The organism is Streptococcus sp. CF8-6 (genome assembly GCF_024295845.1).
Classification (GTDB): domain Bacteria; phylum Bacillota; class Bacilli; order Lactobacillales; family Streptococcaceae; genus Streptococcus; species Streptococcus oralis_BO.
The window spans coordinates 406,189-432,311 of the sequence record NZ_JANCOF010000001.1 but is presented as its reverse complement, the minus strand read 5'-3'; the positions used below and the strand labels follow the sequence as shown (position 1 = coordinate 432,311).

Annotated in this window: 20 protein-coding genes; 2 read left to right on the top strand and 18 right to left on the bottom strand. The window is 41.4% G+C overall.

From position 1 onward, the window contains the following. Positions 1 to 141 precede the first annotated feature (141 nt). The 17 genes from glyQ to NML69_RS01960 all read right to left on the bottom strand — a co-directional run bounded on the left by glyQ (position 142) and on the right by NML69_RS01960 (position 22,539). Positions 142 to 1,059 carry a glycine--tRNA ligase subunit alpha gene (gene glyQ / locus NML69_RS02040; protein ID WP_000038733.1) on the bottom strand — a complete coding sequence of 306 codons (918 nt, stop codon included), beginning with the start codon at positions 1,057 to 1,059 and terminating at the stop codon, positions 142 to 144. 211 nt (positions 1,060 to 1,270) lie between these two features. After that, positions 1,271 to 1,642, bottom strand: a complete 372-nt coding sequence (locus tag NML69_RS02035) for a GFA family protein (protein ID WP_254725165.1) — start codon at positions 1,640 to 1,642, stop codon at positions 1,271 to 1,273. Positions 1,643 to 1,958: 316 nt separating this feature from the next. Then, on the bottom strand, positions 1,959 to 6,470 hold the full coding sequence (locus NML69_RS02030; protein WP_254725164.1) for a S8 family serine peptidase: 4,512 nt from the start codon (positions 6,468 to 6,470) through the stop codon (positions 1,959 to 1,961). 289 nt (positions 6,471 to 6,759) lie between these two features. Further along, entirely contained in the window at positions 6,760 to 7,602 is an 843-nt protein-coding gene (locus NML69_RS02025) for an aldo/keto reductase (RefSeq protein ID WP_254725163.1), read from the bottom strand. Positions 7,603 to 7,683: 81 nt separating this feature from the next. Beyond that, on the bottom strand, positions 7,684 to 9,075 hold the full coding sequence (gene pgdA / locus NML69_RS02020) for a peptidoglycan-N-acetylglucosamine deacetylase PgdA (RefSeq protein WP_198459818.1): 1,392 nt from the start codon (positions 9,073 to 9,075) through the stop codon (positions 7,684 to 7,686). A gap of 102 nt (positions 9,076 to 9,177) precedes the next feature. Then, on the bottom strand, positions 9,178 to 10,905 hold the full coding sequence (gene ezrA / locus NML69_RS02015) for a septation ring formation regulator EzrA (protein WP_254725162.1): 1,728 nt from the start codon (positions 10,903 to 10,905) through the stop codon (positions 9,178 to 9,180). Positions 10,906 to 10,985: 80 nt separating this feature from the next. Beyond that, a complete protein-coding gene (gene gyrB, locus NML69_RS02010) occupies positions 10,986 to 12,932 on the bottom strand; it encodes a DNA topoisomerase (ATP-hydrolyzing) subunit B (protein ID WP_000134074.1) in 1,947 nt (648 codons plus the stop codon). 13 nt (positions 12,933 to 12,945) lie between these two features. Next, on the bottom strand, positions 12,946 to 13,509 hold the full coding sequence (locus tag NML69_RS02005; protein WP_008278047.1) for a hydrolase: 564 nt from the start codon (positions 13,507 to 13,509) through the stop codon (positions 12,946 to 12,948). 84 nt (positions 13,510 to 13,593) lie between these two features. Beyond that, positions 13,594 to 14,148, bottom strand: a complete 555-nt coding sequence (locus NML69_RS02000; protein WP_254725161.1) for a DJ-1 family glyoxalase III — start codon at positions 14,146 to 14,148, stop codon at positions 13,594 to 13,596. A 10-nt stretch (positions 14,149 to 14,158) separates the two neighbouring features. Next, positions 14,159 to 15,382: an FtsW/RodA/SpoVE family cell cycle protein gene (locus NML69_RS01995; RefSeq protein ID WP_254725160.1), complete on the bottom strand. Its 1,224-nt coding sequence runs from the start codon at positions 15,380 to 15,382 to the stop codon at positions 14,159 to 14,161. A gap of 5 nt (positions 15,383 to 15,387) precedes the next feature. Continuing rightward, entirely contained in the window at positions 15,388 to 17,880 is a 2,493-nt protein-coding gene (locus NML69_RS01990; protein ID WP_254725159.1) for a bifunctional DnaQ family exonuclease/ATP-dependent helicase, read from the bottom strand. Positions 17,881 to 18,076: 196 nt separating this feature from the next. Beyond that, positions 18,077 to 18,928, bottom strand: a complete 852-nt coding sequence (locus NML69_RS01985; protein WP_254725158.1) for an NAD(P)H-hydrate dehydratase — start codon at positions 18,926 to 18,928, stop codon at positions 18,077 to 18,079. Positions 18,929 to 18,983: 55 nt separating this feature from the next. Then, positions 18,984 to 19,757, bottom strand: coding sequence for an HAD hydrolase family protein (locus NML69_RS01980; RefSeq protein ID WP_254725157.1), 774 nt, complete (start codon positions 19,755 to 19,757; stop codon positions 18,984 to 18,986). Between the two features lie 4 nt (positions 19,758 to 19,761). Further along, positions 19,762 to 20,619: a bifunctional methylenetetrahydrofolate dehydrogenase/methenyltetrahydrofolate cyclohydrolase gene (locus tag NML69_RS01975; protein ID WP_254725156.1), complete on the bottom strand. Its 858-nt coding sequence runs from the start codon at positions 20,617 to 20,619 to the stop codon at positions 19,762 to 19,764. A gap of 148 nt (positions 20,620 to 20,767) precedes the next feature. Continuing rightward, positions 20,768 to 21,088: a TfoX/Sxy family protein gene (locus NML69_RS01970; RefSeq protein WP_254725155.1), complete on the bottom strand. Its 321-nt coding sequence runs from the start codon at positions 21,086 to 21,088 to the stop codon at positions 20,768 to 20,770. 33 nt (positions 21,089 to 21,121) lie between these two features. Further along, positions 21,122 to 21,856, bottom strand: coding sequence for an amino acid ABC transporter ATP-binding protein (locus tag NML69_RS01965; RefSeq protein ID WP_254725154.1), 735 nt, complete (start codon positions 21,854 to 21,856; stop codon positions 21,122 to 21,124). Continuing rightward, positions 21,856 to 22,539 carry an amino acid ABC transporter permease gene (locus NML69_RS01960; protein WP_001011622.1) on the bottom strand — a complete coding sequence of 228 codons (684 nt, stop codon included), beginning with the start codon at positions 22,537 to 22,539 and terminating at the stop codon, positions 21,856 to 21,858. The genes NML69_RS01965 and NML69_RS01960 overlap by 1 nt, the downstream gene beginning before the upstream one ends. A 191-nt stretch (positions 22,540 to 22,730) precedes the next feature. Between NML69_RS01960 and NML69_RS01955 the strand changes: the two genes are divergently transcribed. After that, positions 22,731 to 22,961, top strand: a complete 231-nt coding sequence (locus NML69_RS01955; protein ID WP_084946744.1) for a YkuJ family protein — start codon at positions 22,731 to 22,733, stop codon at positions 22,959 to 22,961. A gap of 237 nt (positions 22,962 to 23,198) precedes the next feature. Then, positions 23,199 to 25,457 carry an ATP-dependent Clp protease ATP-binding subunit gene (locus tag NML69_RS01950; RefSeq protein WP_254725153.1) on the top strand — a complete coding sequence of 753 codons (2,259 nt, stop codon included), beginning with the start codon at positions 23,199 to 23,201 and terminating at the stop codon, positions 25,455 to 25,457. Positions 25,458 to 25,498: 41 nt separating this feature from the next. Here the strand turns inward: NML69_RS01950 and NML69_RS01945 are convergent, their stop codons facing one another. Then, positions 25,499 to 26,113 carry a GyrI-like domain-containing protein gene (locus NML69_RS01945; protein WP_254725152.1) on the bottom strand — a complete coding sequence of 205 codons (615 nt, stop codon included), beginning with the start codon at positions 26,111 to 26,113 and terminating at the stop codon, positions 25,499 to 25,501. Positions 26,114 to 26,123: the final 10 nt, after the last annotated feature.

The window sequence follows — 26,123 nt, the reverse complement described above, 5'->3', positions numbered from 1 at the left end:
TCGTTGTTTCATTGCTAAAATTGGAGCCGAAAGTCTCCAATTTTGCCTAGTATCCTTAGCTTCACTAAGGATACCTTCATCACTACGGCAACTGGCTAAGAGCTCACTCTGTTCGCCCATTTTCGTAATTTGTCACTCTCTTTATTCTGCGTCTTCTGCTAAGAGTTTAGCTCGTGTTGCTTCATCCAAAAGTGGGTAGCCTAGGCGTTTGCGTTCTGCGACAAAGGTTTTGGCTACGACACGGGCCAAGTTACGGATACGAGCGATATAGCCCGCGCGCTCCGTTACGGATACGGCACCACGCGCATCAAGCAGGTTAAAGGTGTGTGAACATTTGAGAACATAGTCATAGGCAGGGTGAACCAAGCCCTCTTCCAAGGCACGACCAGCTTCTTTTTCAAACTTATCAAAGTTTTCAAGCAACATTTCCTGGTCCGAAATTTCAAATGAATATTTTGAATGCTCATACTCAGGCTGGATGAAGATTTCTCCGTATTTTACACCATCAGCCCACTCGATATCATAGACAGAGTCTACTTCTTGGATGTAAGAAGCCAAGCGCTCCAAACCATAGGTAACTTCCGCAGTCACAGGGCCAGTTGCCAATCCACCGACTTGTTGGAAATAAGTGAACTGAGTAATTTCCATCCCATCAAGCCAAACTTCCCATCCAAGACCAGCTGAACCAGTTGATGGGTTTTCCCAGTTGTCCTCAACGAAACGAATATCGTGCTCCAAAGGATTGATACCCAATTTTTCCAAAGACTCAAGGTAAAGCTCTTGGATATTTGATGGAGAAGGCTTCATAACAACTTGGAATTGGTGGTGTTGGTAAAGACGGTTAGGGTTTTCCCCGTAACGACCGTCAGCGGGACGACGTGATGGCTCTACATAAGCCGCATTCCATGGCTCAGGCCCGATAGCACGAAGGAAAGTGTACGGACTCATGGTTCCCGCACCTTTTTCATTATCATAAGCCTGCATAAGCATACAACCTTGGTCATTCCAAAATTGTTGCAAAGTCAAAATAATTTCTTGAAATGTTAATTTCTTAGACATTGAATACTCCTTAATAAAAAATGATTTTTTGCGACACGAGTCTGCCTCGTCGATCATACGAGGCAAGACGAGTTAGTACTGCGTCTAGCTCAGACACCCTAGTGCTGAGCGTGGGGCAGTCCGACTGTAAGGAGGTCTCTGCCACTGACGCAGTGGAAAGTCAATTTTTTAGACATTATTTACTCCTTTAATTTATATTATCTTTTTAGATTTATTCATCAAGCAACCAAGAAAAAGCTGGATCCTGAAAAATATGACGTTTGGGAAGCGTTTGTAAATTCTGATTGCATTCGTCTATTGTACCTAGTTTCAAAGCACAGACTTCTGGTATATTTTCTTGAGCAGTGAAAATTTGACTATGACAGTTCTGACAGTAATAGCGTTGTTTTCCTGGAGATGAACTATAGGTAACCAACTGTTCTTTTCCATGCAATACTAGGTTTTTACTGCTAACTTTGGCATTCACTGTATAGGCAGACGCAGTTGCTTTCCGACAGAATGAGCAGTGGCAAAAAACTAATTCCGACAATTCCTCATCTAAAGTGTAGGTCACTGCTTTGCATAAACAAGATCCTTTAAGCATTATGCTCCTTTCTACTTAGGCATTAGACGAAATTCAAAAAGAACCGAATTTCAACACCCAAGCCTTGCGACTAGGGGCGTCTGAAACGCGGTTCCACCCTAATTTATTACTTCATTGTTTTTAAAAATACGACAGAAAGCGCCAGTTTCTTACCTTGTTCTACTTGGCTCCCACTACCCCAAGCTCGCTGAAGAACGCCATAAGACTTTCTTTCCTAGCTAGTATTATAGCAGATTTTCTAGCTAGTGTAAACCAAAAATGAGTCTGAAAACAAAGTTCCAGACTCATTTATTAGTAAAGCTTCAGAAACTCCTGTTTAAGGATGTCTTTTCGCTTTTGGTTTTTTGCCATGTAAATTTCTCTTGGCTTGTTTCAATGCTGTAATGGCATCTTTGACATCTTCTTGGCTCGCTCCTGGATCTTTAAGGAGTTCCTGTGCCTCTTTAAAAGTTAAAAGATAAGCTGCTTTTTCTTTCTTGTCAGCATAGATAAATCTCGCGTTCTTTTCTTGGAAAAGGCGTTCATCCTTGACCAGTTTCTTCAGACTAGAGAAGTCAGTAGCTTTGCCATTTAATTTGCTTTTAGCCGTCGCTAAGGCAATGAGAGATTGGTCAATTTGATCCTGTTTGACTTTAGGATCTACAGCTAGTAAGGCAATTTCTTGGAAGGCACGATCATAAGCTCGACGTACTTTTTCCTTGGCATTAGCATATCGTCCAGTTTTAGTCGTTGCATAGTATGCTTTCATAGCTTCTTTCAAAGCTGTAACGTTCGAATCTTTTCCATCCAAAGCTTTACCAGCAGCCTCAAGGCTAGCGAGAACGCTATCAATCAATTCTTGCTTTAATTTGCTTGACAAGGCTGACTGTGCCACTTGGAAAGCTTGATCATAAGCTTTTCTCTTATCTGCACTACTATTAAAGTAACGAGACGTTTCTACCAGTTCTTTTTGTTGATTTACCGCAGCAAGCAAGGCCAACTTAGACACAACAGATAGACGCAAAGCATTATTTCGACCTGGCTGAACGAGCAAGGAAACGAGATCTTCAAGGAGTTCATATCCAGTTGGCAAGGTGACTTGTACAGTATAACGACCTGTAGCAACTTTCTTACCAAAGGCGTATTGACCGTATTTTTCAGCAGGAAGAGTGATACTTGTCCCATCTTCTCCTTTCAGAACCACAGTAGTCGTCTTTGGAACTGCTTGATTGAAGGAAACAGACACAGGTGCATATTCTAGGAGATTTGCTAGGAAGGTAATGGTTTGGAAACTATTTTCTTCCGTCAAGTCAAACTCTTGGGACAAGGCACTGATAAATTTCAATTCCGTTCGATCATAACTGAAAATTTCTGCTGTATAATGACCAAACTGTAAGAAATGAATCGCTTTTGTCTTGTCAACATCAACATATTGTCCCTTGCTATTTTTGATTCGATAGACGTATAGGGTATCAATATCTTGGTTTGTTTTCGCATCCTTCAAGGCGATTTTCACTCGACCACTATTTTGATCGCGCACAAGTTCGGCAAGCGAGATATAGTCTACATTTCCTGCATAGTCCTCAACAAGATAGTAAATATTAGCCTTGTCAACATCCTTAGGAAGTGTATAACTACCATCAGCATTGGCCTTAATCAGATGGGTGTTCTCAAGCGCACGAGTTCCAGACTGGTCTTTCCCAGATAGAACCATAGTCCCTTTCTGGTCAAATGGTGTGAGGTAGAAGACTTTTTCTGAAAGGATACCGCCTTGACCCACATCTTTTGGTTTGCGAGCTACGAATTCTTGATTTCCATCTTTAAAGCGAATATAACCACTTGTGATGACTGGTTTTTGAGTATCAATTTGAATTTTAAAGGTCGTGTATTGTTCTTTAGCTCCTGGAACGTCTGGTGTATAACTGATAACATAATCATATAAACCATCTGCAACAGTATTGCCATCAAAATCCTGACCTCTCCAAGCGGTATTATCTAGAATATAACTCTTCAGATTTCTACTGTCACCATCAAAATAATTCTTACGAAGATCCTTTGCATCGCCCTCCCAAATAGGATGTTCATGTTTAGTATCCGTAGCCGCATAAACTGTTGCACGAAGATTTACAAGATTTCTCAAAGCAACCGTTTTGTATTCAACTAGGTCTTTGTTTCCATCATCATTTGGAGAAATGGCAATACGGACATTCCCTTTTTCGTCCAACTGAAGAACATGCTTACCTTCAGCATTTTGTTCAATCCCAAGAACGGTAATTCGGCGTCCTTGGCGTTGACCTTTAGAAACTAGAAGGTCATTTTGCAAGGTGGCTAGATAGGTCGCATCATTAGAGTAGTTAACTGCAGGATTTTCCTTGTCTACTTCTGTGTAAAATCCATTTTTTCCTTCTCGTACAAGGTTGTAAATTGGTTTTTCGACAGCGGGGAGATTTTGAAATTCACCTCGGAAGCCCATAAATGCAAGACTCACAATATCCCCATCATCTGCTGGATCTACAAAGCGAACAAAACCTTCAAGGAAATAGCCATTTGGCATTTGTTTGCTGAGTTGATCAGCAAATTTTCGAGCATCCACTTTAACAGTGACTGTTTGACTGCTGTGGGCTTTGACCGTCACTTCAGGCCAGACTGTCTCCGTTAGTTTTCGAGGTCGAAGGGTGAATTTTCCATCTTGGACCTCGTCTGTATTGGTATTCACTACCATCTTGAGAGTACGGTCAGTATCTGAAATATTGTGTACAGTGACCTTGAAAGTAAATTGATCTCCAACATTTCCCAAAGTCACGCTTGGATAACCATTTTTACCCGTTACATAGAGGTCTGTTGACACTGCAGCAGCTGTATCCACAATACCAGAACCTTGCTGACGAGGAGAGGTATAAGTGCCTGTATCCTTATTAACATGTGGTTTTGCAGTTGACATGATCAAGGCCTTGACAGTCTCTGATACTTGCTCAGGAGTCAATTCTGGATGGTGTTTTTGAAGGTATTCCTTAACCAAAACTGCAACACCCGTAACGTGAGGAGCCGCCATACTGGTTCCGCTGATACTACCATAGGTATTGTCATTAAAGGATGAGTAGATATTGCCGCCAGGAGCTGTCACGTCTGGTTTCAATTGTCCATCGGTAGTCACTCCCCAACTTGAAAAGTCAGATAGCTGATTGGCTACATCAGAAGGACGATTATCCATCTTGTCATTAAAAACAATCTTGTAGTTCCCAGATTTTAAGGCTTCACCATACTGTTTAGAAATAAATACAGAAGGAATTTTCTTTGCTTCATCATCAATAGCCATATTGATGTTTGCGCCCTCTACATTATTGTAGATCAAAGCACCAACTGCACCGTGTTTTCGTGCATTTTTGATCTTCTCTGAAAAGTTCATAGCTCCTCGCTGAATGAGGGCAAGTTTCCCAGTTAAATCCAACTTCGCAAAGTCTTCTTCACGACCTAACCCTGCTTCGACGTATTCGTACTCTTTTCCTTTTTCAAAGTCCTTATCTGCTTCAGGTTGATTATAATCAAATTTTCCGTTATGAAGGCCGGCATTTCCCTCTAGACCTTTGACTTCAAAAACCGCTGTTGTCAATGTTTTGTTGTTGACAGAAGCAACTGAAATCGAATCCTCAACAGTGGATGGATTTCCAACCAAGCCATAGTCTGGGTTTTCAGCTAGCGGTTTTGAATAACCATTTCCGAATGTATTGCTATTTCCTGCTGAGATAAGAACAGACACTCCCTTGGCACGAGCCCGTTTGATGGCATCCACAATATCAGAACCAGCATCGACCATAGAACCAGTGCTAGATCCCAAACTCATATTAATGGCATCTGCTCCCAAGGCAACTGCGTCATCAATCGCCTTTACATAAAGGGCAGAACTGGTTGTTTTTTGGCGGTCTGAAAAGACACGCATAAACATAACTTGAGCTTCTGGCGCCACACCATAGACCTTTTCACCATTCGGTGCTTCTTTATCAGGGTTTCCAGCTGCAATCCCTGTGACGTGCATCCCATGAGAAGTTCTTTCTGCTTCTTTGATCTTATCTGTTCCGTCAAAGTAATCGTAGGCATAGACAACCTTATCACTATACCATTTACCGTAGTCGATGCCAGCAGCCTTTTTAGCTGCTTCGATGGCTTCCTTGTTTTTAAATTTTGCTTTTGACGGGTCCGAAATTCGAAGAACCTCATGATTCAAATCAAGCCCAGAGTCAATAATGGCAACAACGGTCCCTGTCCCCTTGTAACCAGCCTTCCAAGTTTTTGGTACTGTAATGATATCATTGCTTGAAAGACTATTGGGTTTTGCAGACTCAGTCTTTTCTTGTTCTTTTTCAGTAGTTGCTGTTTCTCCAGTAGTTTTCGGAGCTGTCGTTGCTGGAGCCTCTTTTTTCTCTACGGTAGAGACCTTCTCCGTGGTAGGCGCGGTACTGGTATCGACTGTTGTTTCTTTTTGGACGACACCTTGATTTTCATCATTTGTAACTGCGCTATCTTTTCCTGATCCTTGAGCTTCAGCAGTTTTATCAATCGGAGCTTCTACCTTAGCATCTTGTTTACTAGCATCCTCTTTAGAAGTTTCAACTTCTTGTTTCTCTCCAACTACTAGAGCTATCCCATTAGTGGTAGTTAAGTCAGTCGCAGAGTTTGAGTGTTTATCGTCATTTAGCTCTGTCTTGATTGCCTGAGTTTGAGCTTGATTTTCACCTGTACTCTGCTCATTGGCACTGACTTGACTTGCTCCAAAAACCAAAGCAGTTCCTAGTAAAACCGAAGCAAGACCAAATTTGTATTTCCGCAATGAAAAACGTTGTCGTCTATTCATACATAATCTCCTTTTTCTTTAAAGTATACCTATTATAACGCAAATAATCATAAATTTTCATAAAAATCTGAATTGTCACAAAAATGTAATATTTACGTATATATTTTACTTGATTAATTTTATCATTCGTGTTATTTGTTCTATCAAACCAATATTTTCTACATTCGTTCCTATATTTCAATCCATAAAATTATTTTATTATACAAACAATTTAGATTTTTTATACACAAAAAGACTAGGATTTAAAATTCCTAGTCTTTGTTATTTCGGTATAAATCGATTTTACAAACTAAAAATCCATCTCATCCACACGAGGTGCGCCAGAAGTCACCGAGATTTTCTTTAAGATTTCTCGTTCTTCTTTGCTGAGTTCAATCCCAAAACAGTCAAGATTGCTCTGGATACGAGAGGCTGTCACTGACTTAGGTAGGGGTAAAAAACTTTCTGCCAAACTCCAAGCCAAGGCAATTTGAGCCACTGATTTCCCATGCTTAGCAGCAATTTCTTGGACTTCTTTCTGTTCAAACAGCTCTCCTTGCCCAAATGGTCCCCAAGCCTCTAAGAGAATTCCTTTCTCTCTACAGTAGTCAACCACTTCCTCTTGATAAACTCCTGGTGCCAAGCGCACCTGATTGACCGCTGGAATGATTCTTGCTGTCTCAAGTAAGGTATCCAAATGATGGGGAAGGAAATTACTAACGCCGATAGCACGAATTTTACCTTCTTGGTACAGGTCCTCCATCGCTCTCCAGACTTCAGCATTGCGAGTTTTCCATTGATCATTTTCTCTTAGTGGTTTTGGATTTGGCCAATGGATAAGGTACAAATCTAGATAATCCAATCCCAGTTTTTCCATTGATTCTTCAAATGCTTGGCGAGCTTCATCATAGCTGTGATTGATATTCCAGAGTTTGGTCGTTACAAAGATTTCTTGTCGTGGAATACCGCTATCTCGAATAGCACGACCAACGCTCTCCTCATTTTTATAGATAGCTGCAGTATCGATATGATGATAGCCGGTCTTTAAAGCTTCTAAAACGGCTTGGTAGGCTACCTCTCCATTTTCAGCTTTCCATGTTCCAAATCCTAGTACGGGAATTGAAACTCCATTATTAAGGGTGTATGATTTCATCGTTTTTCCTTTCTATGTGAAGAAAATCTAAAGAAACAAAATTCTGATTATCAGAACACTTGCTCCTTTAGATTTTAACAATTATTGATCACGATCGTAATAGATCTCGTGAGCTTTCAAGCGAGAATTGAGCAATTCAGGAACAGTCACAAAGGTATATCCTTCACCCTTTAAATACTCAATAACACTTGGTAGAGAATTAACAGAAGGACCATGGATATCATGCATAAGAATGATAGAACCATTGCGAACTTGGTGCTGAATCTCTGTCAAAATAGCAGCTTCATTCTTACTCTTCCAGTCCAAACTATCCACATCCCACATGATAAAGCTTAAGTCAAGGCCGTTTCGAATATCATCAGTGATGGCACCATAAGGTGGGCGCATCAGTTTAGAGCTTGATCCTAAAACTTGAGTTAGCAAATCTTCTGTATCGGTGATTTGCTTTTTAGCATCTTCGAGGGATAATTTAGAAAGGACAGGATGATCCCAGCTATGATTTCCCACAACATGGCCTTCTGATTTCATTCGTTTCAGAAGATTTTCATTACCTGAAATGTTTTTTCCAAGTACAAAGAAGGTTGCCTTTACACCGTACTTAGCCAAGGTATCCAAGGCTTGTGGAGTTGTAGTCGGATTTGGACCATCGTCAAAGGTCAAGGCTACAACCTTTTTATTTTTCTTTGCAAAGTAAGCTTGGTAGAGTTCAGCATCCTTTTCTAATAGATAAGAGGACTCAATGACATCAAAGAAACTGGATATTGGTAAAGCAATTTCCTCAACAGTCTCTCCAGGGTTAGCAGGATAAAGGATAATTTGACTATCTTTATAATCAAAACTCCAAGATGCCAAATCCTGATCTGTGAAGTTTTTGACAACCTGATCAATTTTTGTCTGGTCAAGTTTCTTATCTTCTAGAGTTGTTTTGATTTGACTCAGCAAGAGTTCCTTAGCCTTGCTTGCATCCTTGAAGAGTTTACTGAGGTTAAAATCTTTCCCATCTTCGGTCAAGAAAATTTTCCCTAAGGAGGTCTTTTCTTTTTCTTCAACCTTTGATGCAGACAAATCGTAGATTTGCTTGCTGATATTACGAGCAACAACTCCCTTTAAGACAGGATCCAACTGCTCAGTATAATAAAAGACCAAATCCTCTTTATCTTCCAGCTTTTCTTTGATATCCTGGTTGATTTTTTCTCTAACAGACGCAATGACTTCCTCTCCTTGCAGAGGGTAGTAGGCAATCACCTCAGCTTGACCTTTTCGGAAATGGTCCTTCTGACTACCTGAGTTGAATTGCTGGTCCTTTTCGCTTTTTAGCGCTTCAATTTTTTGTTCGTAAGATTGCTTTTGTAACAGCTTATAACCAATAGCACTCCCTAATAGAATCGTAGCAATTCCTAAGATTCCAACAAGGGAAAGCAATAGCCTTCTCGTTTTATCGTGAGAAACACGTTTCGCTCTATTTTTTTTCATATTTCCATCATATCAAATCAAGACTATTATTTCAATGATAAACAGGGATTCTGTCTTCTTTTTAGGGAAATAAAAAAGCTTAGAAATCTCTAAGCTTCTATTTTAAAAACGAATCGCTTCACGTGTTTTTTCATATGAAGTTACAAAACGGTTTGTAACCCCTGGTTCAGCAACTTCCAATGCTTGTGAAATTTTTTCAAATGATGCCTGGTAGTCAAATTCTTTTTCAAAAATTTCAAGCGCTTCGTTAAAGGCCTCTTGGATACGCTCATCGAATGAACGGTAACGGTTTGAGTATTGCAAGAGTTGCTCAGTCAAGGTTGCATATTGAACGATATCATAGGTTTCTGTTTCAAGTGCTTCCATATCATTTGTTGCAATTTCAAGAACGCGTTTAACCGATTCAATATTGACTTGTGGTTGTTCTAACTCTGCCATCAAATCTTCAGTGTTATGACTTGCAGTAAAGAAAAGTTTCAAGAAAATTTGAGGGATTCCTGGCAAGTTTCTCTTCTCCATGTAACGTTTGATCGTATGCAAACGGTTCACATAGACATTTGCTCTTTGGCGAGCATTGAGGTCGTCTTTTTCGATTTGCGCAAGTCGTTCACTAACAGAGATTTGCTCATCCTCAATATCCTTGAGGTTGCTTTGAAGCATTTCCAACTGTTCTTCAAGAGCAGAGTAGGCTTGTGTTGACTCACCTTGATCCTCTGTAACTTCCATGATTGCCTTATCAAGTGCAGCCAATTCTGCTTGAAGACGACGAACATGATTGCCATCACTTTCAGGAAGAAGGTAGATTTTAGTCAAGCGTTCAAGGTCTTGAACAAGCACCTGATTATTTTCTTTCAAATGATTGAGATAAGTTGGTAATGTCGAAAGAAGACTTTCAACCACTTTTTGAGCTGCAATTTCACGAGTGAAGATATTGTAAAGTGCGTTGATTTCTTCTTGAATGCGATTATTTTCATACTCTGCATTGTCCAATTCCAACTGACGAATATTTTCTTGATTATTTTTCAAAGATTCATGCAAAAGTTGGAAACGAGACTCGATATCTGTTTCTGTAAAGTGGTAGTTGGCATCCAACAGCTTGCGATAGCCTTCTTCCAAATCTGCCAATTGTTCTGGCAGTTCTTTTGTCAAGGTTTCAACAAGAGCTGGAATTCGCTCAACGATGTGTGTCAAAGCAAGAATATGATTTTCAGTTGAATCAAGAATTGCTGCCGCTTCAACTGGGTCACCTGATGAGTTCAAGGTAACGAATTGAGAGAATTCAGATTGAATGTTTTCCAATTGTTTCTCAATCTCAGGAAGGGCCTTACCATATTTCTCCGAATCTTCTGCAACGGTATGTTGAAGGGATTCAAACAAGTCCAAGGCATGAAGGACACGGCCACTATTCTTAGATTCTTGCTTTTCAAGTTCTGAGAGAGCATTGCGAATAGCAGCAATGTCTTCTTCAATCAAGCCGATTTGGCTCTCAATTTGATCAAGTTTGTGTGTTGCCTTAAAGAAACGGAAAGAATTGTTGTAGCTTTCAGCTTCAAAAAGATGATTCTCAATATCAGCAAATGAGTTTAGAGATAAATCAACCCATTTTTGATTCCATTCACGGAAGGTCACCTGACTTTGACCAATCAAGTGCATGTTTTTAACGGCTTCAACCTCATCATTTACAGGAAGGTTGTAGAGTTCTTCTTTTCTTTCTTCAAGGGCCGTTAATCTGCTTACATTACGCTTACGTAAAAAGATGGCTGTTACATAAGCTAAGATCAGAATGACTGCAATCGCAACCATTAGATAAATTAGTTGTCCATTAGACATATCAAACTCCTTTTATACTAGAAACAATCGTAATGATTATATCATATTTTTTAAACCAAGGGAACTATTTCCCACATTTTTTAGACGTCAAGTGTACTGTAAACAGCGTTTTCTTCGATAAATTCGCGACGAGGTTCTACTCGATCCCCCATCAACATATCAAAGATTTTATCTGCTTCGGCAGCATCATCTACCGAAACACGCGCCATCAAGCGATGTTCAGGATCCATGGTTGTTTCCCATAATTGGTGGTCATCCATTTCTCCCAAACCTTTATAACGTTGGATGGTTGGTTTTGAACGCCCTTCACTATGACGTGCTAAGGCTTCTTGGAGTTTAATTTCTTGATCTGCACCAGGTTGAATGTATTCTTTGATCTCACTTCCAACTTTAACCCCATAAATCGGTGGTTGGGCAATGTAGACATAACCAGCCTCTAAGATTGGTTTCATATAGCGGTAAATCAAGGTTAGCAAGAGAGTTCGAATGTGGGCTCCATCAACATCGGCATCGGTCATCAAAACGAGTTTTTGGTAACGAGCCTTAGTGACATCAAATTCTGCACCAAATCCTGTTCCCATGGCTGTGAAAAGGCTTCGAATTTCTTCGTTGGCAAGGATTTTATCCATGCTAGCTTTTTCAACGTTCAAGATCTTACCACGAATTGGAAGGATAGCCTGGAACTCACGGTTACGACCAGATTTAGCTGATCCACCAGCTGAGTCTCCCTCAACAATGAAGAGTTCGGTTTCAGCTGGGTTATTTGAAGAACAGTCTGCTAGTTTTCCAGGAAGATTGGAAATTTCCAAACCAGATTTCTTGCGTGTGACTTCACGCGCACGCTTGGCAGCTACACGAGCCTTGGCAGCCAAGATTCCTTTTTCCACGATACGCTTGGCAATCTGCGGATTCTCCATGAGGAAATCAGAGAAGGCATCGCTGAAGAGGCGATTGGTAATCTTGACTACTTCACTATTCCCCAGTTTGGTCTTGGTTTGTCCTTCAAACTGCGGGTTTGGATGCTTAACTGAGATAACTGCAGTCAAGCCTTCACGGACATCTTCCCCTGTTAGGTTATCTTCATTGTCTTTTAGTAGTTTATTCTTGCGGGCATAGTCATTGATAACACGTGTCAGTGCTGTACGGAAACCTTGCTCATGCGTACCACCTTCATGGGTGTGAATGTTATTGGCGAAACTCATGACGTTTTCGTGGTAACCGGTTGTGTACTGCATGGCTACTTCAACTGTGATATCATCCATCTCACCGTCTGTGTAGATTGGTGTATCAAAGATAACATCCTTGTTCTCGTTGATATATTCAACGTAGCTAGCAATCCCACCCTCATAGTGGTAATGTTTAGTCTGTTCGAGACCTTCACGCTTATCTGTTATGGAGATTCGAAGACCTCGGTTCAAAAAGGCTAGTTCTTGAATACGTTTGTTTAATTTTTCAAAGTCAAAAGTTGTTGTTTCTGTAAAAATCTCTGGATCTGGTGTGAAGTGAACTGTTGTTCCTGTTTTATCCGTATCTCCAACCACCTCAAGATCAGCAACAACATGACCACGACGGTATTCTTGGTAATGAATCTTACCGTTTTTATGGACATGAACATCTAGTTGAGTTGAAAGAGCGTTTACTACTGATGAACCTACACCGTGCAATCCACCTGAAACCTTGTATCCGCCACCACCGAATTTTCCTCCAGCGTGAAGAACTGTAAAAACGGTCTCAACAGCGGGACGTCCTGTCTTTTCCTGAATATCAACAGGAATTCCACGCCCATCATCCACTACGGTGATGGAGTTATCTGGCTCTATAAAGACTTGGATGTGACTGGCAAATCCAGCTAGGGCTTCGTCAATTGAGTTATCAACGATTTCCCATACTAGATGGTGAAGACCTTCTTTTGAAGTAGATCCAATATACATACCTGGACGCATACGAACAGCTTCAAGTCCCTCCAAAACTTGAATTTGACTGGCATCATAATCCTGTGCCTGTTGATTTTTGATTTCTTCTGTCATTTTTTCCCTTTTCTTACATGTCTATTGCTTGTCTCAATGTCGCAACGTTATTAAAAAGATAGGCATCTAAGCCAGCAGCTTTACCTGCTTCTACATCAATATTTCTGTCACCAATGACCAAACCAGATGTAATATGATATTTATCACGTAAATAAATCATGGACTCAGGATCTGGTTTTCGTTTAAAGCCAGAACTGGCAGTCACCACCTCGGTGAAGTAGTTCGCTATCTGGGTCTTAGCAAGAAGTTCTAGCACTTGGTCATTTCGATGAGAAACCAAGAAATGGCGACCACCCTTGTCCGAAATGTCTTTGAGTAATTCTGGAATTCCCTCAAACAAAACTGGATGCTCTAGCTCACGCGCTTCATTTTCTTTGTAGTTCTCTAAAAAATCCTCGATATCTGGTGCAAACTTCTCGATGGCAAAAGCTGTCGAAACCTTCAAAGCTTCGTAGACACGGTCGTGTTCTTGCTCTATTCCATATTGGGCTAAGGTTTCTACAAAGGCTGCAGTAGAAGTCTCATAATTATCCAATAGGGTACCACCTAAATCCCATATATAGTCGTGATATTTCATACCCTTCATTATACCATTTTTTTATGAAAAAAGCGATGATTTCCTAGATTTTTCCAAGTAAAAAACGAGAGCCGAACTCTCGTTTTACTGTTGATTTCCAAAGACATCTCGATAGAGCATGCCGTCTCGTAAACTTTCAGCATCTCCTCCCAACTGCTCTACCAACTCATAGGCAAAGGCAAGTGCGGTTGATGGTCCTCGGCTAGTTGTTAGATTGCCATCTACAACCACTGTTTGCTTTTGATAAGTTCCATCAGTAATTTGCTCCTGAACTCCGTCATAACAAGTAAAGTGCTTGTCTTTCAGGACACCTGCTTGTTGAAGAGCAATTGGGGCTGCACAGATGGCAGCAATTTTCTTTCCTGCTCGGTTAAAGGCTTGAATTTCAGAAATGAGGGCTTGATTATCCCGTAGGTGAGCTGAGCCTGGCATACCTCCTGGAAGAACGACCAAGTCATAGTCGGACAAATCACCATCAAAGACACGGTCGGCTTTTACCTGAATGTCATGCGATCCTGTCACCTGCTCTTCAAATCCTACCATATCACAAGAAATGTTTGCTCGACGCAAGACATCAACTACTGTAAAGGCTTCAATTTCTTCAAAACCCTGGGCTAAGATAACTGCTACATTTGCCATAGTGGCCTCCTTATTTGATTTGTTTTAGGACGACTTTCTTTCGTTTGAATGGAATTTTTCCACTTTTCTCCTCCGCTAGGTTTGTCTGGTAACTCATAGACAAGAGGAGACCGACACCGATGAGGTTACTAATAATTGCGGATCCCCCTTGAGAAATAAATGGCAGAGGAATCCCTGTCAAAGGAAGTAAGCCTGTCACGGCACCGATATTTTCAAAGATATGGAAGAGCAACATCATGATAAAACCAGTCGAGATATAGGTGTAGAACTGATTGTTTGACTTAAGTGTAATCTTCAACATCCGATAGATGAGAAGCAAGTACAGAGCAACCACAAAGACTGAACCAATAAAGCCAAAGTCTTCAGCAATTACGGTGAAAATCATATCGCTCTCGCGTACTGGAATGAGGAGATTGGACACATTGAAACCTTGTCCAAACAAGCCACCACTTCCAATCGCAATTTGTCCCTGCGCCTGTTGATATGTTGTTGTTTGTGCAAAGTCAAAGGGATTGAGCCAAGCCAAGATGCGGTTGATCTGGTAAGTTGGCATCCCAATCTGATGCAAGAAGGCACGTCCATCCTTGCTTATAAAGATGGCCATGAAGCCTGCAACAGCAGTCACTCCTGTCGCAAAAACAGGAATGATAATCTTCCACGAAACACCTGAAAGGAGAACCATACCGGAAAAAATAGCTACAAAGACCAAGGCAGTCCCCAAGTCACTTTGTAGGGCTAAGAGGATCAAGACTGGGATGGTAAAGGCGATCATCCAACCAATCAGTAGGAAATCCAAGGGAATAGTCCGTCGCCATTCCTTGTGTTTTTGAGTGAATCTTACAATGGCTCGAGCCAACATCAAGATATAGGAAATCTTCATGAACTCCGATGGCTGGAAAAGTGTCGTTCCACCAATCGATACCCAGTTCTTGGCACCTGTTGACGCTACAAGATTTGGATTGTAGAAAACAAGGGGGAGGACCATCAAAGCCAACCCTAGACCATAAAGATAGGGAGTCACCTTCCATAAAAACTCGGTATTAAAGAACATGACCACAAATCCAATAACAAGCCCCAAGGAAATCCAAGCGATTTGCTGACCTAGAATTGGTAATACATTATTTGGATAGTCATGACTAACTGCTATATAAATGGCCACTACTCCAATCACCAGTAAACAAAACACTGGTAGGAGGAGGCTATAATCGACTCGAGAGTCGAAGGAACGTTTCATATTTTTTACCTTTTCTCTTTCTGGGATTTTTCTTTCATTCTATTGCGACGGGATTGGAGAAAATCAGCTACAGCAGGCTCTAGCTGTTCTCTAGAAAGAACCTGAACAGCCCTTTCTTTTGACAAGGTCTGGGCGATTTGTTTGCCGTAACGCTTGCTGACAACACGACTGTCTAAGATTACAGCAACCGAACCTTGATCAGATCGTCTAACAGTACGGCCCAGAGCTTGTTTTAGTCGAATGATCGCCATCGGTAACTGATAATCATAGAAAGGATTTTTCCCTTCTTGACGCAGTTCTTGGTTTAATTTTTTGGTTAACGGTTCTTGGGGATTTTGGAAAGGCAATCTCGGAATCACTTGAATCACGTAAGGATGGGTTGAAAAATCAACCCCTTCCCAGAAACTACCTGTTCCAAGCAAGATCTGGCGTTCACCTTTTTCAAAACGTTTTTTTAGTTGGCTTGGTTCCCCATTTTTATACTGAGCTAGATGCGGTTGGTCGAGCAGGTCCGAAACTGCCAGCAGCATTTCTTTTGAGGTAAACAAGACCAATAAGGGTTCTTGAAAGGCTTGTAAGCTTCGAATGACAGAAGCCACTTCACTAGCATAGTCAAAAGGCGAAACTTCTGTCACAAGAGGAAAGTCATTGACTAGAAAGACTTCTTGTTGCTCCTGCTTTGCTACATCAAGCCTAACAAGTGGAGCTTCTGAAAAGCCCAATAAATCTGCTAGGGAAACCCGATTGCTGATTTCAAGAGTGGCCGATACTCCTAGAAGTCTACAATCTTCTGGCAATAGGTCTGCTAGTATAAAGCGGCCTTTTTTGCTTGAACAAATCAAGACATCCTTGCTCGATTTTTCTGCTGTAGCAAGCCAAAATTCACGGTCCGACGTAAAAAAGTTTGCAATCTCTCTATACTCTGGGAGAGCTAACTCTGAAAAATGTTGGCGCAAGTGTTCGAGAGAATCCAACCACTTTCCATTCTTCAGACCTGACTGATAGTGCTCTATCAAGTATCGACATTCAAAGCTAATACTCTCAAGCAAGCGTTTCTGAATCAAATCTTCCTCTGTCTCCAAGGACTTTTCAATTTGAGTTACAAGATCCTCAAGGCGATAAGCCTGCTGGGCTAGATTTTCAAGAGCTAGGAGCATTTTTTGAGCTTCATCCAAGATCAGCAAACGGTTGTTGACAAACTCTGGATTGTCTTCCAAACGAGTGACCAGATAGGCATGATTTGTCAAGAGAACACGACTAGTCTTGGCTTTTTCCTGCCCTCGTTTCCAAAAATCCTCTGTGGCAAATAAACTTTTCTTTGAAAGCTTGCCATCGTGGACTAGTTCTGGTAGAAAATGCTGGTAGCGATAAAGCTGCCCGATTTCGTCCAAATCACCAGTCTCTGTCTCTGTTAGCCAGATGAGCAGTTGCATTTTAAAACGTGTGAAAAGGCGATTGGACTCCGTTCGATGGAGGACTCGGTGAAAAGCATCCAATTTCAAGTAATTTTGAGGACCCTTGAGACTATGAATTTCCAGATGGAAAACCTCTTTTAAGCGCTGACCTTCTTCTTGCATGATTTGATTTTGAAGAATTTTGGTCGGAACGCTCACTAAGATACCTGCTTGACTCTCCAAGTTCAAAGCTGGGAGGAGATAACCATAAGTCTTGCCCAGTCCCGTTTGGGCTTGGATAAAGGAAGTCTGGTGTTCTTCCAATAATTGCTCAATCTTCTCCGCAAATTCCAGCTGTTGTGGACGCTCCTCCAGCCCCAATAAAGAAATGTTTTTAGCAAAATCTTTGGATAACTTTCGTGGGACTAAGGCTTTGCTTTCCTTTCTGAGGAAAAGCCCATGAAGCTCCATCAAGTCGGGCGAAGATAAGAGAGATTGTTGCTGGTAAACCTCCTCAATCAACAGATAACTTTCATAGAGAAGGTTGTCTGCGAGGTCTAACAAGCTTTCTAAGAGCCCTTTAGGTAGCTCAAAAAGTTTTTGACGCATGTAAAGCAAGAGTTCAGCTGTTGCCTGAGCATCTGACAGGGCAGTGTGGGCATGTTCCAGCTCAATTCCCAACTCTTGACAAAGTATACCTAAGTTATACTTTTCAAACTGAGGATACAGAACCTGGGCAAGCTCAACTGTATCCACCCGCGGTGTGCGCAATTCATATCCTTCAAAAAAGAGAAATTCCGCAAGAAGGTTGGCATCAAACTGTACATTGTGCGCAACAAAAATACCGTCCTTAACCAATTCAAAAATTTTTCCGGCCACCTGAGAAAACTCTGGTGCCGCAGCCAAACGCTGATCGGTCAGACCCGTTAATTCTTTGATATGAGAATCCAAGGGTTCATGGGGATTGACATCGGTCGCATACTGATCAATGATTTCACCATGCTCAATCACCACAATGCCTACTTGAATAATTTTTGCCTTGCTTCCGGTGCTGGTCGCCTCTAAATCAACGACCACATACCGATTATTCCTCGCATTCATCATTAAAAATTATATCAAAAAAAGCATGATTTGACACCCCTCAACTTTGATAACAATCTCGCTTTAATTGCGAGTTTGACTAAAAATCAAGACCTTAAAAGTGAGAATTTCACGCAAGTACAGCAGTTGGTCGCTGGTTCTGAGGTATTTGAAAACTTTATCAACAAAGCTACATCAACATAAAAAGACAACCAAGATATTAGCTGCCTTTTTGAGATATTTTTTTCATTGCTCTCGGAAGTAGCTTGCTAATTTCTGTTGGCAAGACAAGATAGTTTTCTTGAGCTAGTTCTTGCGCGATAGCTGAATGAAGATAGGTCGCTACCACCACTCTCTCATAGAGACTGACTTGATGAAACTGACCTGCAAAACCTGCAATCATCCCAGCAAGTGTATCTCCCATCCCACCAGTTGCTTGATAAGGGCCTCCGACTTCTAATTGATAATATTCAGGCTGCCCAGCTTGCCAGATACGAGTCGCTGGACCCTTCTCAACTAAAATCGTCCCTTGAGGAAACGCTGAAAGAGCACTAGCAGTCGTCTCTTTATTTTGATGGTCAAGAACTATACCAGACAATCTTTCCCATTCCTTTTGGTGGGGGGTTAGGATGAGCTGACTAGATGGGAATGTCAAATGAGCTTTTGCTAAGATGCCCAAAGCACCGCCGTCTGCAATCAAAATCTGGTCTTTTCTAAGGCTGTCACAGACCCGTTTTACGAGTTCTTCTCCGAATGCATCCTCTCGCAAACCCGGACCTAACAAGACAACTTCTGCCCTCTCTATCTGTTCCTTTAGTAATGCTGTATCCTCTAGAGAAAAAGCCATAGCTTCAGGTAAATGACTGTGCAAAGCCGGAATATTCTCCTTATCCGTACCAACAGTCACCAACCCTGCCCCACTTTTGACAGCTGCAATGGCTGACATGATGATAGCTCCCCCATAAGGATAGGTCCCTCCTAGTAAGAGCAGGTGACCGTAATCTCCCTTATGACTGTGACGAGAACGTTCCATAATGACTTTTTCTAGTAAAGTTCGATCAATCACTTTCATCGTTTTTTCCTCTCACTCCATTATACTACAAAAGGAGGGCAAACCTCCTTCTACACTATTTTCCCTTAAATTCCGCAAAGGTCTGTAATATTTTAGCTGCTACTGCTGGAGAAGGTTCTCCTTTTAGCTCTAATGTTTCATCTGCATATGGAGTAAGGCCAGCAAAATCTCCAATCTGGACAGAATAGAGAGACGTCTTAAACAGTTCAATATCGTTTTGGTCATTTCCAAAAGCAATGAAGTTCTCCCCACACAACTTTTCAACAGTTGTCGCCTTATGAGTATCCAAGGGATTAACATAAAGGCACTTTTCATGCGCATGATAGGAGAGATGAGCCTGTCCTAGTCTTTCTAGCTGACCAAGCAGATCATCAAGCAACTCCTCGTGGTCACCCATATAAACGACTACCTTAATCGGAGTACCCAAATCCTCGAGTTTCTGATGACGAGCTACCTTTAGGGGATCCACACTGGAAATAAATGGAATCTTCTCTACAATCTGCCCACTATAATCAAAGCAATCATCTACAAAGAAAGGGAGATTATAAGTCTGACAATAATCCACTAGCGCCTGATAAACTCTAGCATCGAGATTCCTTTCGAAAACAGCCTTCCCTAGATGATAGGCTACGCCACCATTCAACCCTATAACCAAGCGCTGACTGAGTTCAGGACCTAATAAACCCAAACAATCCCGATAAGAGCGGGCTGAGGCAAACACAAGCTCATGCCCATAATCTTCAGCCTTTAACAGAACCTGCTGAATCCCCTCATCTATGGTCATGTAGTCAAAAGACAGTGTCCCATCCAGATCAAATACGAATTTCATCTTCCTAGTCCTTGTTTAGTGTCCGAAGCGCTGCCTGATAGGTTTGCTCCATTAGCATGGTAATAGTCATAGGACCAACTCCACCAGGTACAGGTGTGATGTGACTAGCAAGTGGTGCAACAGCATCATAATCAACATCTCCACAAAGCTTGCCATTTTCATCTCGGTTCATCCCAACGTCAATGACAACCGCTCCTGGTTTGACAAAGTCAGCAGTCACAAACTTGGCGCGACCGATTGCAACCACAAGAATATCCGCCTTAGCAGCAACCTTAGCAAGATGATGGGTACGTGAGTGGGTCAAGGTCACAGTCGCATTTTTAGCCAAAAGAAGCTGAGCCATGGGCTTTCCAACAATGTTTGAACGACCAATAACAACCGCATTTTTACCTTCTAGATCAATCCCATACTCATGAAACATCTCCATAATTCCTGCAGGTGTCGAAGGAATCATAACTGGGTGACCAGACCAGAGGCGACCCATGTTTAGGGGATGGAAACCATCCACGTCTTTTTCGGGATCAATGGCTAATAAAACTGCCTCTTCATCAATATGTTTTGGTAAGGGCAACTGGACCAAAATCCCATGCCAAGCTGGATCTTGATTGTATTTGGCAATCAAGTTCAACAATTCCGCTTGGGTAATGGACTCAGGAACTCGCACTACTTCACTACGGAAGCCAGCAGCAAGAGCTGACCGTTCCTTGTTACGAACGTAGACTTGGCTGGCGGGATTGTCCCCCACCAAAATCACCACCAATCCTGGAACTAGACCTGTTTCTTCTTTTAGTTTGGCCGTCTTTTCAGCCAACTGTCCTTGTAACTTAGCTGCTAAAGCCTTCCCATCAATAATCTGTGCCATATCTCTTCTCTTTTCTATCAAATATCCTCTATTATATCAAAAATTAACTCGCCATTCTAACACTTCTTGCCTAATGGACCTTATAGTCAAAAACTATAAGAAAAAGCTCGTATCGAGCTTTTTAGCCTATTTACGTTAGGCGAATATGTCAGGCTTTCTTTTTAACTTTTGGAGCCGGTAAGACTTCATACATCTCCTTTATTAATCTCGTTAGAAATGACTTATCTTCAATGTCTTCTATCAAAATCATCTCCTTAGCTCCTTCATAAGGACATTCAAGCCTAGTCTGTCCCAGTTGATCCATGACTACCTTCACAGACTTCAGTAACAAACGATTATCATAGATTCCCCCAATAATCTTCCCACGATAATAAAGGATATACTCTCCCATCATTGGACGATAACTCATCTCCTCTAGCTCTGATAGCTGTTCGAGAATAAAATCTAAATATTCTTTACTGGAAGCCATGATGCCTACTCCATTTCTTCTAAAAATGAGGTCTTACAAAACCTTACTCAAAAATTCCTTGGTCCGTTGTTCTTTTGTTTGATCGAAAATCTCTTCTGGCGTTCCATCTTCGACAACAACGCCATCCGCCATAAAGATAACACGGTCTGCTACCTCACGCGCAAAGCCCATTTCATGAGTCACAATCACCATGGTCATCCCTGATTTGGCAAGGTCTTGCATAACAGCTAGAACTTCTCCAACCATCTCAGGGTCCAGGGCTGAAGTCGGCTCATCAAAGAGCAAAACATCTGGTTCCATAGCAAGTCCACGTGCAATGGCAATCCGTTGTTGCTGACCACCTGACAAACTCTGTGGATAGGACGTCGCCTTATCTGGCAAACCAACTTTTTCTAGCAGTTCCTGTGCTCTCTTCTCCGCAACTTCCTTGCTTTCACCTTTGGTTTTAATTGGTGACAAAGTGATATTTTCTATCACTGTCATATTGGGAAAGAGGTTGAATTGTTGGAATACCATCCCCATCTTTTCACGCATGGCAAAAAGGTCATTTTTCTTATCAGTGATATCAACTCCTTCAAAGATAACCTTACCTTTACTTGCTTCTTCAAGGAGATTCATCGAACGAAGGAGAGTTGATTTCCCACTCCCTGACGGACCGATAATGACCACAACTTCTCCTCGTTTAATCTCAAGATTGATGCCTTTTAAAACTTCATTTTTCCCAAAAGACTTATGTAGTTCTTCAATTTTAATCAAGGTTTCTGTCATTATTTCTTGTCTCCTTGTCCAATATGTTTTTCAAATGCTTTCAACGCCACTGTCAAAACAGAGGTCATAATCAAGTAGTAAAAGGCTGCAAATAAAAGAGGAGTCAACGGTAAATAAGTTGTTGTCGCTACAGTCGTTGCACCATTCCACAACTCCATCACCCCAATCGCAGACAAGAGGGAACTATCCTTGATAATGGTGATAAATTCATTTCCCAGAGCTGGAAGAATATTTTTGATAGCTTGTGGCAAAATGACATAACGCATGGCATTTTTCGGACGAATACCTAGAGAGTAAGCGGCCTCTAACTGCCCTTTAGGAACCGCATTGATCCCCGCACGAACAGTTTCTGAAACGTAAGCACCACTGTTCATAGAAATAATCAGAATACCAGGAATCAAACGAGAAAGATCAACTCCTAAAATTCCCACTTGGATAGTCGGAGCATTGATATGCATAAGAGCAAAGGCAATCATAATCTGAACCATCATTGGAGTACCACGGAAAATCCAAACATACACATTGGCAAACCAAACGAGCGGTTTAAAGCGTGAACGTTGGGCAAAGGCCAGTAACACACCTATAATGGTTCCTAAGCAGACAACAAGGATGGAAATCAATACGGTAATCAGAGCACCATAGTTAAAATATGGTAAATACTTTGGTAAAAAAGAAAAATTCATATTCAATCAACTTTCTATGTATTGGATTGTATGATTATAACATGAATTGAATTAAAATGCAATCTTTTTTCACCAATTTTAACAATTAACTTGTTAGAGTGGAGAAATAGAGAGAAATCACAGTTTTTTTCTAGTCAACTACCTCTTGTTTATGGTAAAATAGAAACGATAAGAAATGGAGGAGAATCAAAATGGAATCACATTTGGTTAGAATCATTAACCGCCTAGAAGCAATGACAAAAGATGGTGGAAATCTAAAACGTAATTTTGAACGTGAAGGTGTTGTTGTCGCAGAAGTTACATACAGCCACGACGAAGAAAACGGATCACTCTTCACCCTTCGCGATGTAGAAGCTCGTGAAACTTATACCTTTGATAGCATTGATTTGATTGCAATGGAGATCTACGAACTCCTTTACTAATATAAAAACAACGGGCAGTAAGGCCCGATAAATGAGAATCCTTTTTGTCACCGCAAATGGGATTTTTTCTTACCTTCAATGTCGCTTGATTCTCCATAAATCCTTCTTTTAAAAACGACCACTTCCCAATCTTTTTACTTGCTTTACACCTTAATCATGCTATAATGAAAGTATAAAACTTTGACTATTCTTGACCTTTTTCTTAGGCCGAGAATAAGAATGAAATGAGGTAGATGTATGCTCTGTCAAAACTGTAAAATTAACGACTCAACAATTCATCTGTATACCAATATCAATGGACAGCAAAAGCAAATTGATCTCTGTCAAAATTGCTATAAAATTATCAAAACAGATCCAAATAATACCCTCTTTAAAGGAATGACTGACTTAAACAATCATGACTTTGACCCATTCGGCGACTTTTTCAATGATTTGAACAATTTCAAACCTTCTTCTAATAACATCCCTCCAACTCAATCTGGTGGGGGATATGGAGGAAACGGTGGTTATGGACCTCAAAACCGAGGTCCGCTTCAAACACCACCTAGCCAAGAAAGAGGACTCCTTGAGGAATATGGTATCAATATTACTGAGATTGCTCGTCGGGGAGATATTGACCCTGTTATCGGTCGAGATGAGGAAATTATCCGCGTTATCGAAATCCTCAACCGTCGAACCAAGAACAATCCTGTCCTCATCGGAGAACCGGGTGTTGGTAAAACAGCCGTTGTGGAAGGTCTAGCTCAGAAGATTGTCGATGGCGATGTTCCCCATAAACTTCAAGGCAAGCAGGTCATCCGCCTGGATGTGGTCAGTCTAGTACAAGGAACAGGGATTCGAGGCCAATTTGAAGAACGTATGCAAAAACTCATGGAAGAAATCCGCAAACGTGAGGACATCATCCTCTTTATCGACGAAATCCATGAAATTGTTGGCGCAGGATCAGCAGGTGATGGCAATATGGATGCAGGCAATATCCTCAAACCAGCCCTTGCCCGTGGTGAATTGCAACTGGTCGGAGCCACTACTCTCAATGAATACCGCATCATTGAAAAAGATGCTGCTCTAGAGCGCCGCATGCAACCTGTCAAGGTAGATGAACCAACTGTCGAAGAAACCATTATCATCCTTAAAGGAGTTCAAAAGAAATACGAAGACTACCATCACGTCAAGTATACTGATGCTGCTATCGAAGCTGCTGCAAATCTTTCCAACCGCTACATCCAAGACCGCTTCTTGCCAGACAAGGCTATTGACCTGTTGGACGAAGCTGGTTCAAAGATGAATCTAACACTGAACTTTGTTGATCCTAAAGTGATTGATCAGCGTTTAATTGAAGCCGAGAATCTCAAGGCTCAGGCTACTCGAGAGGAAGATTTCGAAAAGGCTGCTTATTTCCGCGATCAGATTGCCAAGTACAAAGAAATGCAAAAGAACAAGGTGACCGATCAGGATACTCCTATCATCAGTGAGAAAACCATTGAACATATCATTGAGCAGAAAACCAATATCCCTGTTGGAGAACTCAAAGAAAAAGAACAGTCTCAGCTTATCCATCTAGCAGACGACCTCAAGGCCCATGTTATAGGTCAAGATGAAGCTGTCGATAAGATTGCTAAAGCCATCCGTCGTAATCGTGTTGGACTTGGAACTCCTAACCGGCCAATCGGAAGCTTCCTCTTTGTCGGACCAACTGGTGTCGGTAAAACAGAACTTTCCAAACAACTAGCCATTGAGCTCTTTGGTTCTGCTGACAGCATGATTCGCTTTGATATGAGTGAATACATGGAAAAACACAGTGTGGCTAAATTAGTCGGAGCCCCTCCAGGTTATGTTGGCTATGATGAAGCTGGTCAGTTAACGGAAAAAGTTCGTCGCAATCCCTACTCTCTCATCCTTCTCGATGAAGTCGAAAAAGCCCATCCAGATGTGATGCACATGTTCCTTCAAGTCTTGGATGATGGTCGTTTGACTGATGGGCAAGGACGTACAGTTAGCTTCAAGGATGCCATCATTATCATGACCTCAAATGCAGGTACGGGTAAGGCCGAAGCTAGCGTTGGTTTTGGGGCAGCTCGTGAAGGTCGAACCAACTCTGTTCTCGGTGAACTCGGCAACTTCTTTAGTCCAGAGTTTATGAACCGTTTTGATGGCATCATCGAATTTAAACCTCTCAGCAAGGACAACCTTCTCCAAATCGTCGAACTCATGCTAGCGGATGTCAACAAACGCCTCTCTAGTAACAATATCCACCTCGATGTGACAGACAAGGTCAAGGAAAAGTTGGTTGACTTGGGATATGACCCAAAAATGGGAGCACGGCCACTCCGTCGCACCATTCAAGACCATATCGAGGATGCCATCACTGACTTCTACCTTGAAAATCCAAGCGAAAAAGACCTCAAGGCAGTTATGACAAGCAATGGCAAAATTCAAATCAAATCTGCCAAAAAAACTGAGAAAACAGAAGAGATTGCTTCTGAAATAGAAGAATAAACTTCATAAAAAGAACAGGAAACAAGATTTCCTGTTCTTTTTTAATTCTCTTCTTGAACTTGATAGCGAAGAATTGTTTTTAATTTGCTTGGCTCCGTTCGATGAAGATTAGTGAGATAAATTTCTCGATGGACTTCCGAAGTTCTTTTGAGCTTATGAAGTTGACAAAAATGCTCCATCTCTGCAAAAGTCTCATTTTCAGTATCAAAAGGTCCTACATGAAGCATAGCAAGGCTTTGGCCTTCTTCCATTTTTTCAAAACGAATAGACTCATAGAGTAGACTTGGCTTCTTGATTTTGACCTCTTCCAAAGCTTTTTCATATAGTTCTCTCGTAATAAAATCGGGTTGCCCAATCATAATGCTATAAGAAAGCTCACTTTTTACCAGTTCTCCCTCCTTCTCCTTTTTCCATACACCTTCTAAAGGAAAGACAGTAAAATCAGTGTAAACCTCATCCATAGGAGCTTTTTTATACTTCATCTTTATCGCATAGGCTAAGGCATATAAGGCCCCTACGCGTTCTGAAAAATCTTCTTGATTTGGATCACCTTTACCATCAATCACGATATAGGATTGACCTGGTACCTGCAGGATGCTGGGCCTGGCTTTCACTTGATAAAGATCTTTCGATTCTTTTCTCCATTCGTATTTCATTTGGTTCTTC

Excerpts from the sequence above, each read along its gene's own strand:
- NML69_RS01990 (WP_254725159.1), bottom strand. The coding sequence starts at position 17,880 with ATGATGAATGCGAGGAATAATCGGTATGTGGTCGTTGATTTAGAGGCG.
- NML69_RS01975 (WP_254725156.1), bottom strand. The coding sequence starts at position 20,619 with ATGGCACAGATTATTGATGGGAAGGCTTTAGCAGCTAAGTTACAAGGA.
- NML69_RS02035 (WP_254725165.1), bottom strand. The coding sequence starts at position 1,642 with ATGCTTAAAGGATCTTGTTTATGCAAAGCAGTGACCTACACTTTAGAT.
- NML69_RS01955 (WP_084946744.1), top strand. The coding sequence starts at position 22,731 with ATGGAATCACATTTGGTTAGAATCATTAACCGCCTAGAAGCAATGACA.
- NML69_RS01960 (WP_001011622.1), bottom strand. The coding sequence starts at position 22,539 with ATGAATTTTTCTTTTTTACCAAAGTATTTACCATATTTTAACTATGGT.
- NML69_RS01995 (WP_254725160.1), bottom strand. The coding sequence starts at position 15,382 with ATGAAACGTTCCTTCGACTCTCGAGTCGATTATAGCCTCCTCCTACCA.
- NML69_RS01980 (WP_254725157.1), bottom strand. The coding sequence starts at position 19,757 with ATGAAATTCGTATTTGATCTGGATGGGACACTGTCTTTTGACTACATG.
- glyQ (WP_000038733.1), bottom strand. The coding sequence starts at position 1,059 with ATGTCTAAGAAATTAACATTTCAAGAAATTATTTTGACTTTGCAACAA.
- NML69_RS01985 (WP_254725158.1), bottom strand. The coding sequence starts at position 18,928 with ATGAAAGTGATTGATCGAACTTTACTAGAAAAAGTCATTATGGAACGT.
- NML69_RS01970 (WP_254725155.1), bottom strand. The coding sequence starts at position 21,088 with ATGGCTTCCAGTAAAGAATATTTAGATTTTATTCTCGAACAGCTATCA.
- NML69_RS01950 (WP_254725153.1), top strand. The coding sequence starts at position 23,199 with ATGCTCTGTCAAAACTGTAAAATTAACGACTCAACAATTCATCTGTAT.
- NML69_RS02025 (WP_254725163.1), bottom strand. The coding sequence starts at position 7,602 with ATGAAATCATACACCCTTAATAATGGAGTTTCAATTCCCGTACTAGGA.
- gyrB (WP_000134074.1), bottom strand. The coding sequence starts at position 12,932 with ATGACAGAAGAAATCAAAAATCAACAGGCACAGGATTATGATGCCAGT.
- pgdA (WP_198459818.1), bottom strand. The coding sequence starts at position 9,075 with ATGAAAAAAAATAGAGCGAAACGTGTTTCTCACGATAAAACGAGAAGG.
- NML69_RS01965 (WP_254725154.1), bottom strand. The coding sequence starts at position 21,856 with ATGACAGAAACCTTGATTAAAATTGAAGAACTACATAAGTCTTTTGGG.
- NML69_RS02005 (WP_008278047.1), bottom strand. The coding sequence starts at position 13,509 with ATGAAATATCACGACTATATATGGGATTTAGGTGGTACCCTATTGGAT.
- NML69_RS02030 (WP_254725164.1), bottom strand. The coding sequence starts at position 6,470 with ATGAATAGACGACAACGTTTTTCATTGCGGAAATACAAATTTGGTCTT.
- ezrA (WP_254725162.1), bottom strand. The coding sequence starts at position 10,905 with ATGTCTAATGGACAACTAATTTATCTAATGGTTGCGATTGCAGTCATT.
- NML69_RS01945 (WP_254725152.1), bottom strand. The coding sequence starts at position 26,113 with ATGAAATACGAATGGAGAAAAGAATCGAAAGATCTTTATCAAGTGAAA.
- NML69_RS02000 (WP_254725161.1), bottom strand. The coding sequence starts at position 14,148 with ATGGCAAATGTAGCAGTTATCTTAGCCCAGGGTTTTGAAGAAATTGAA.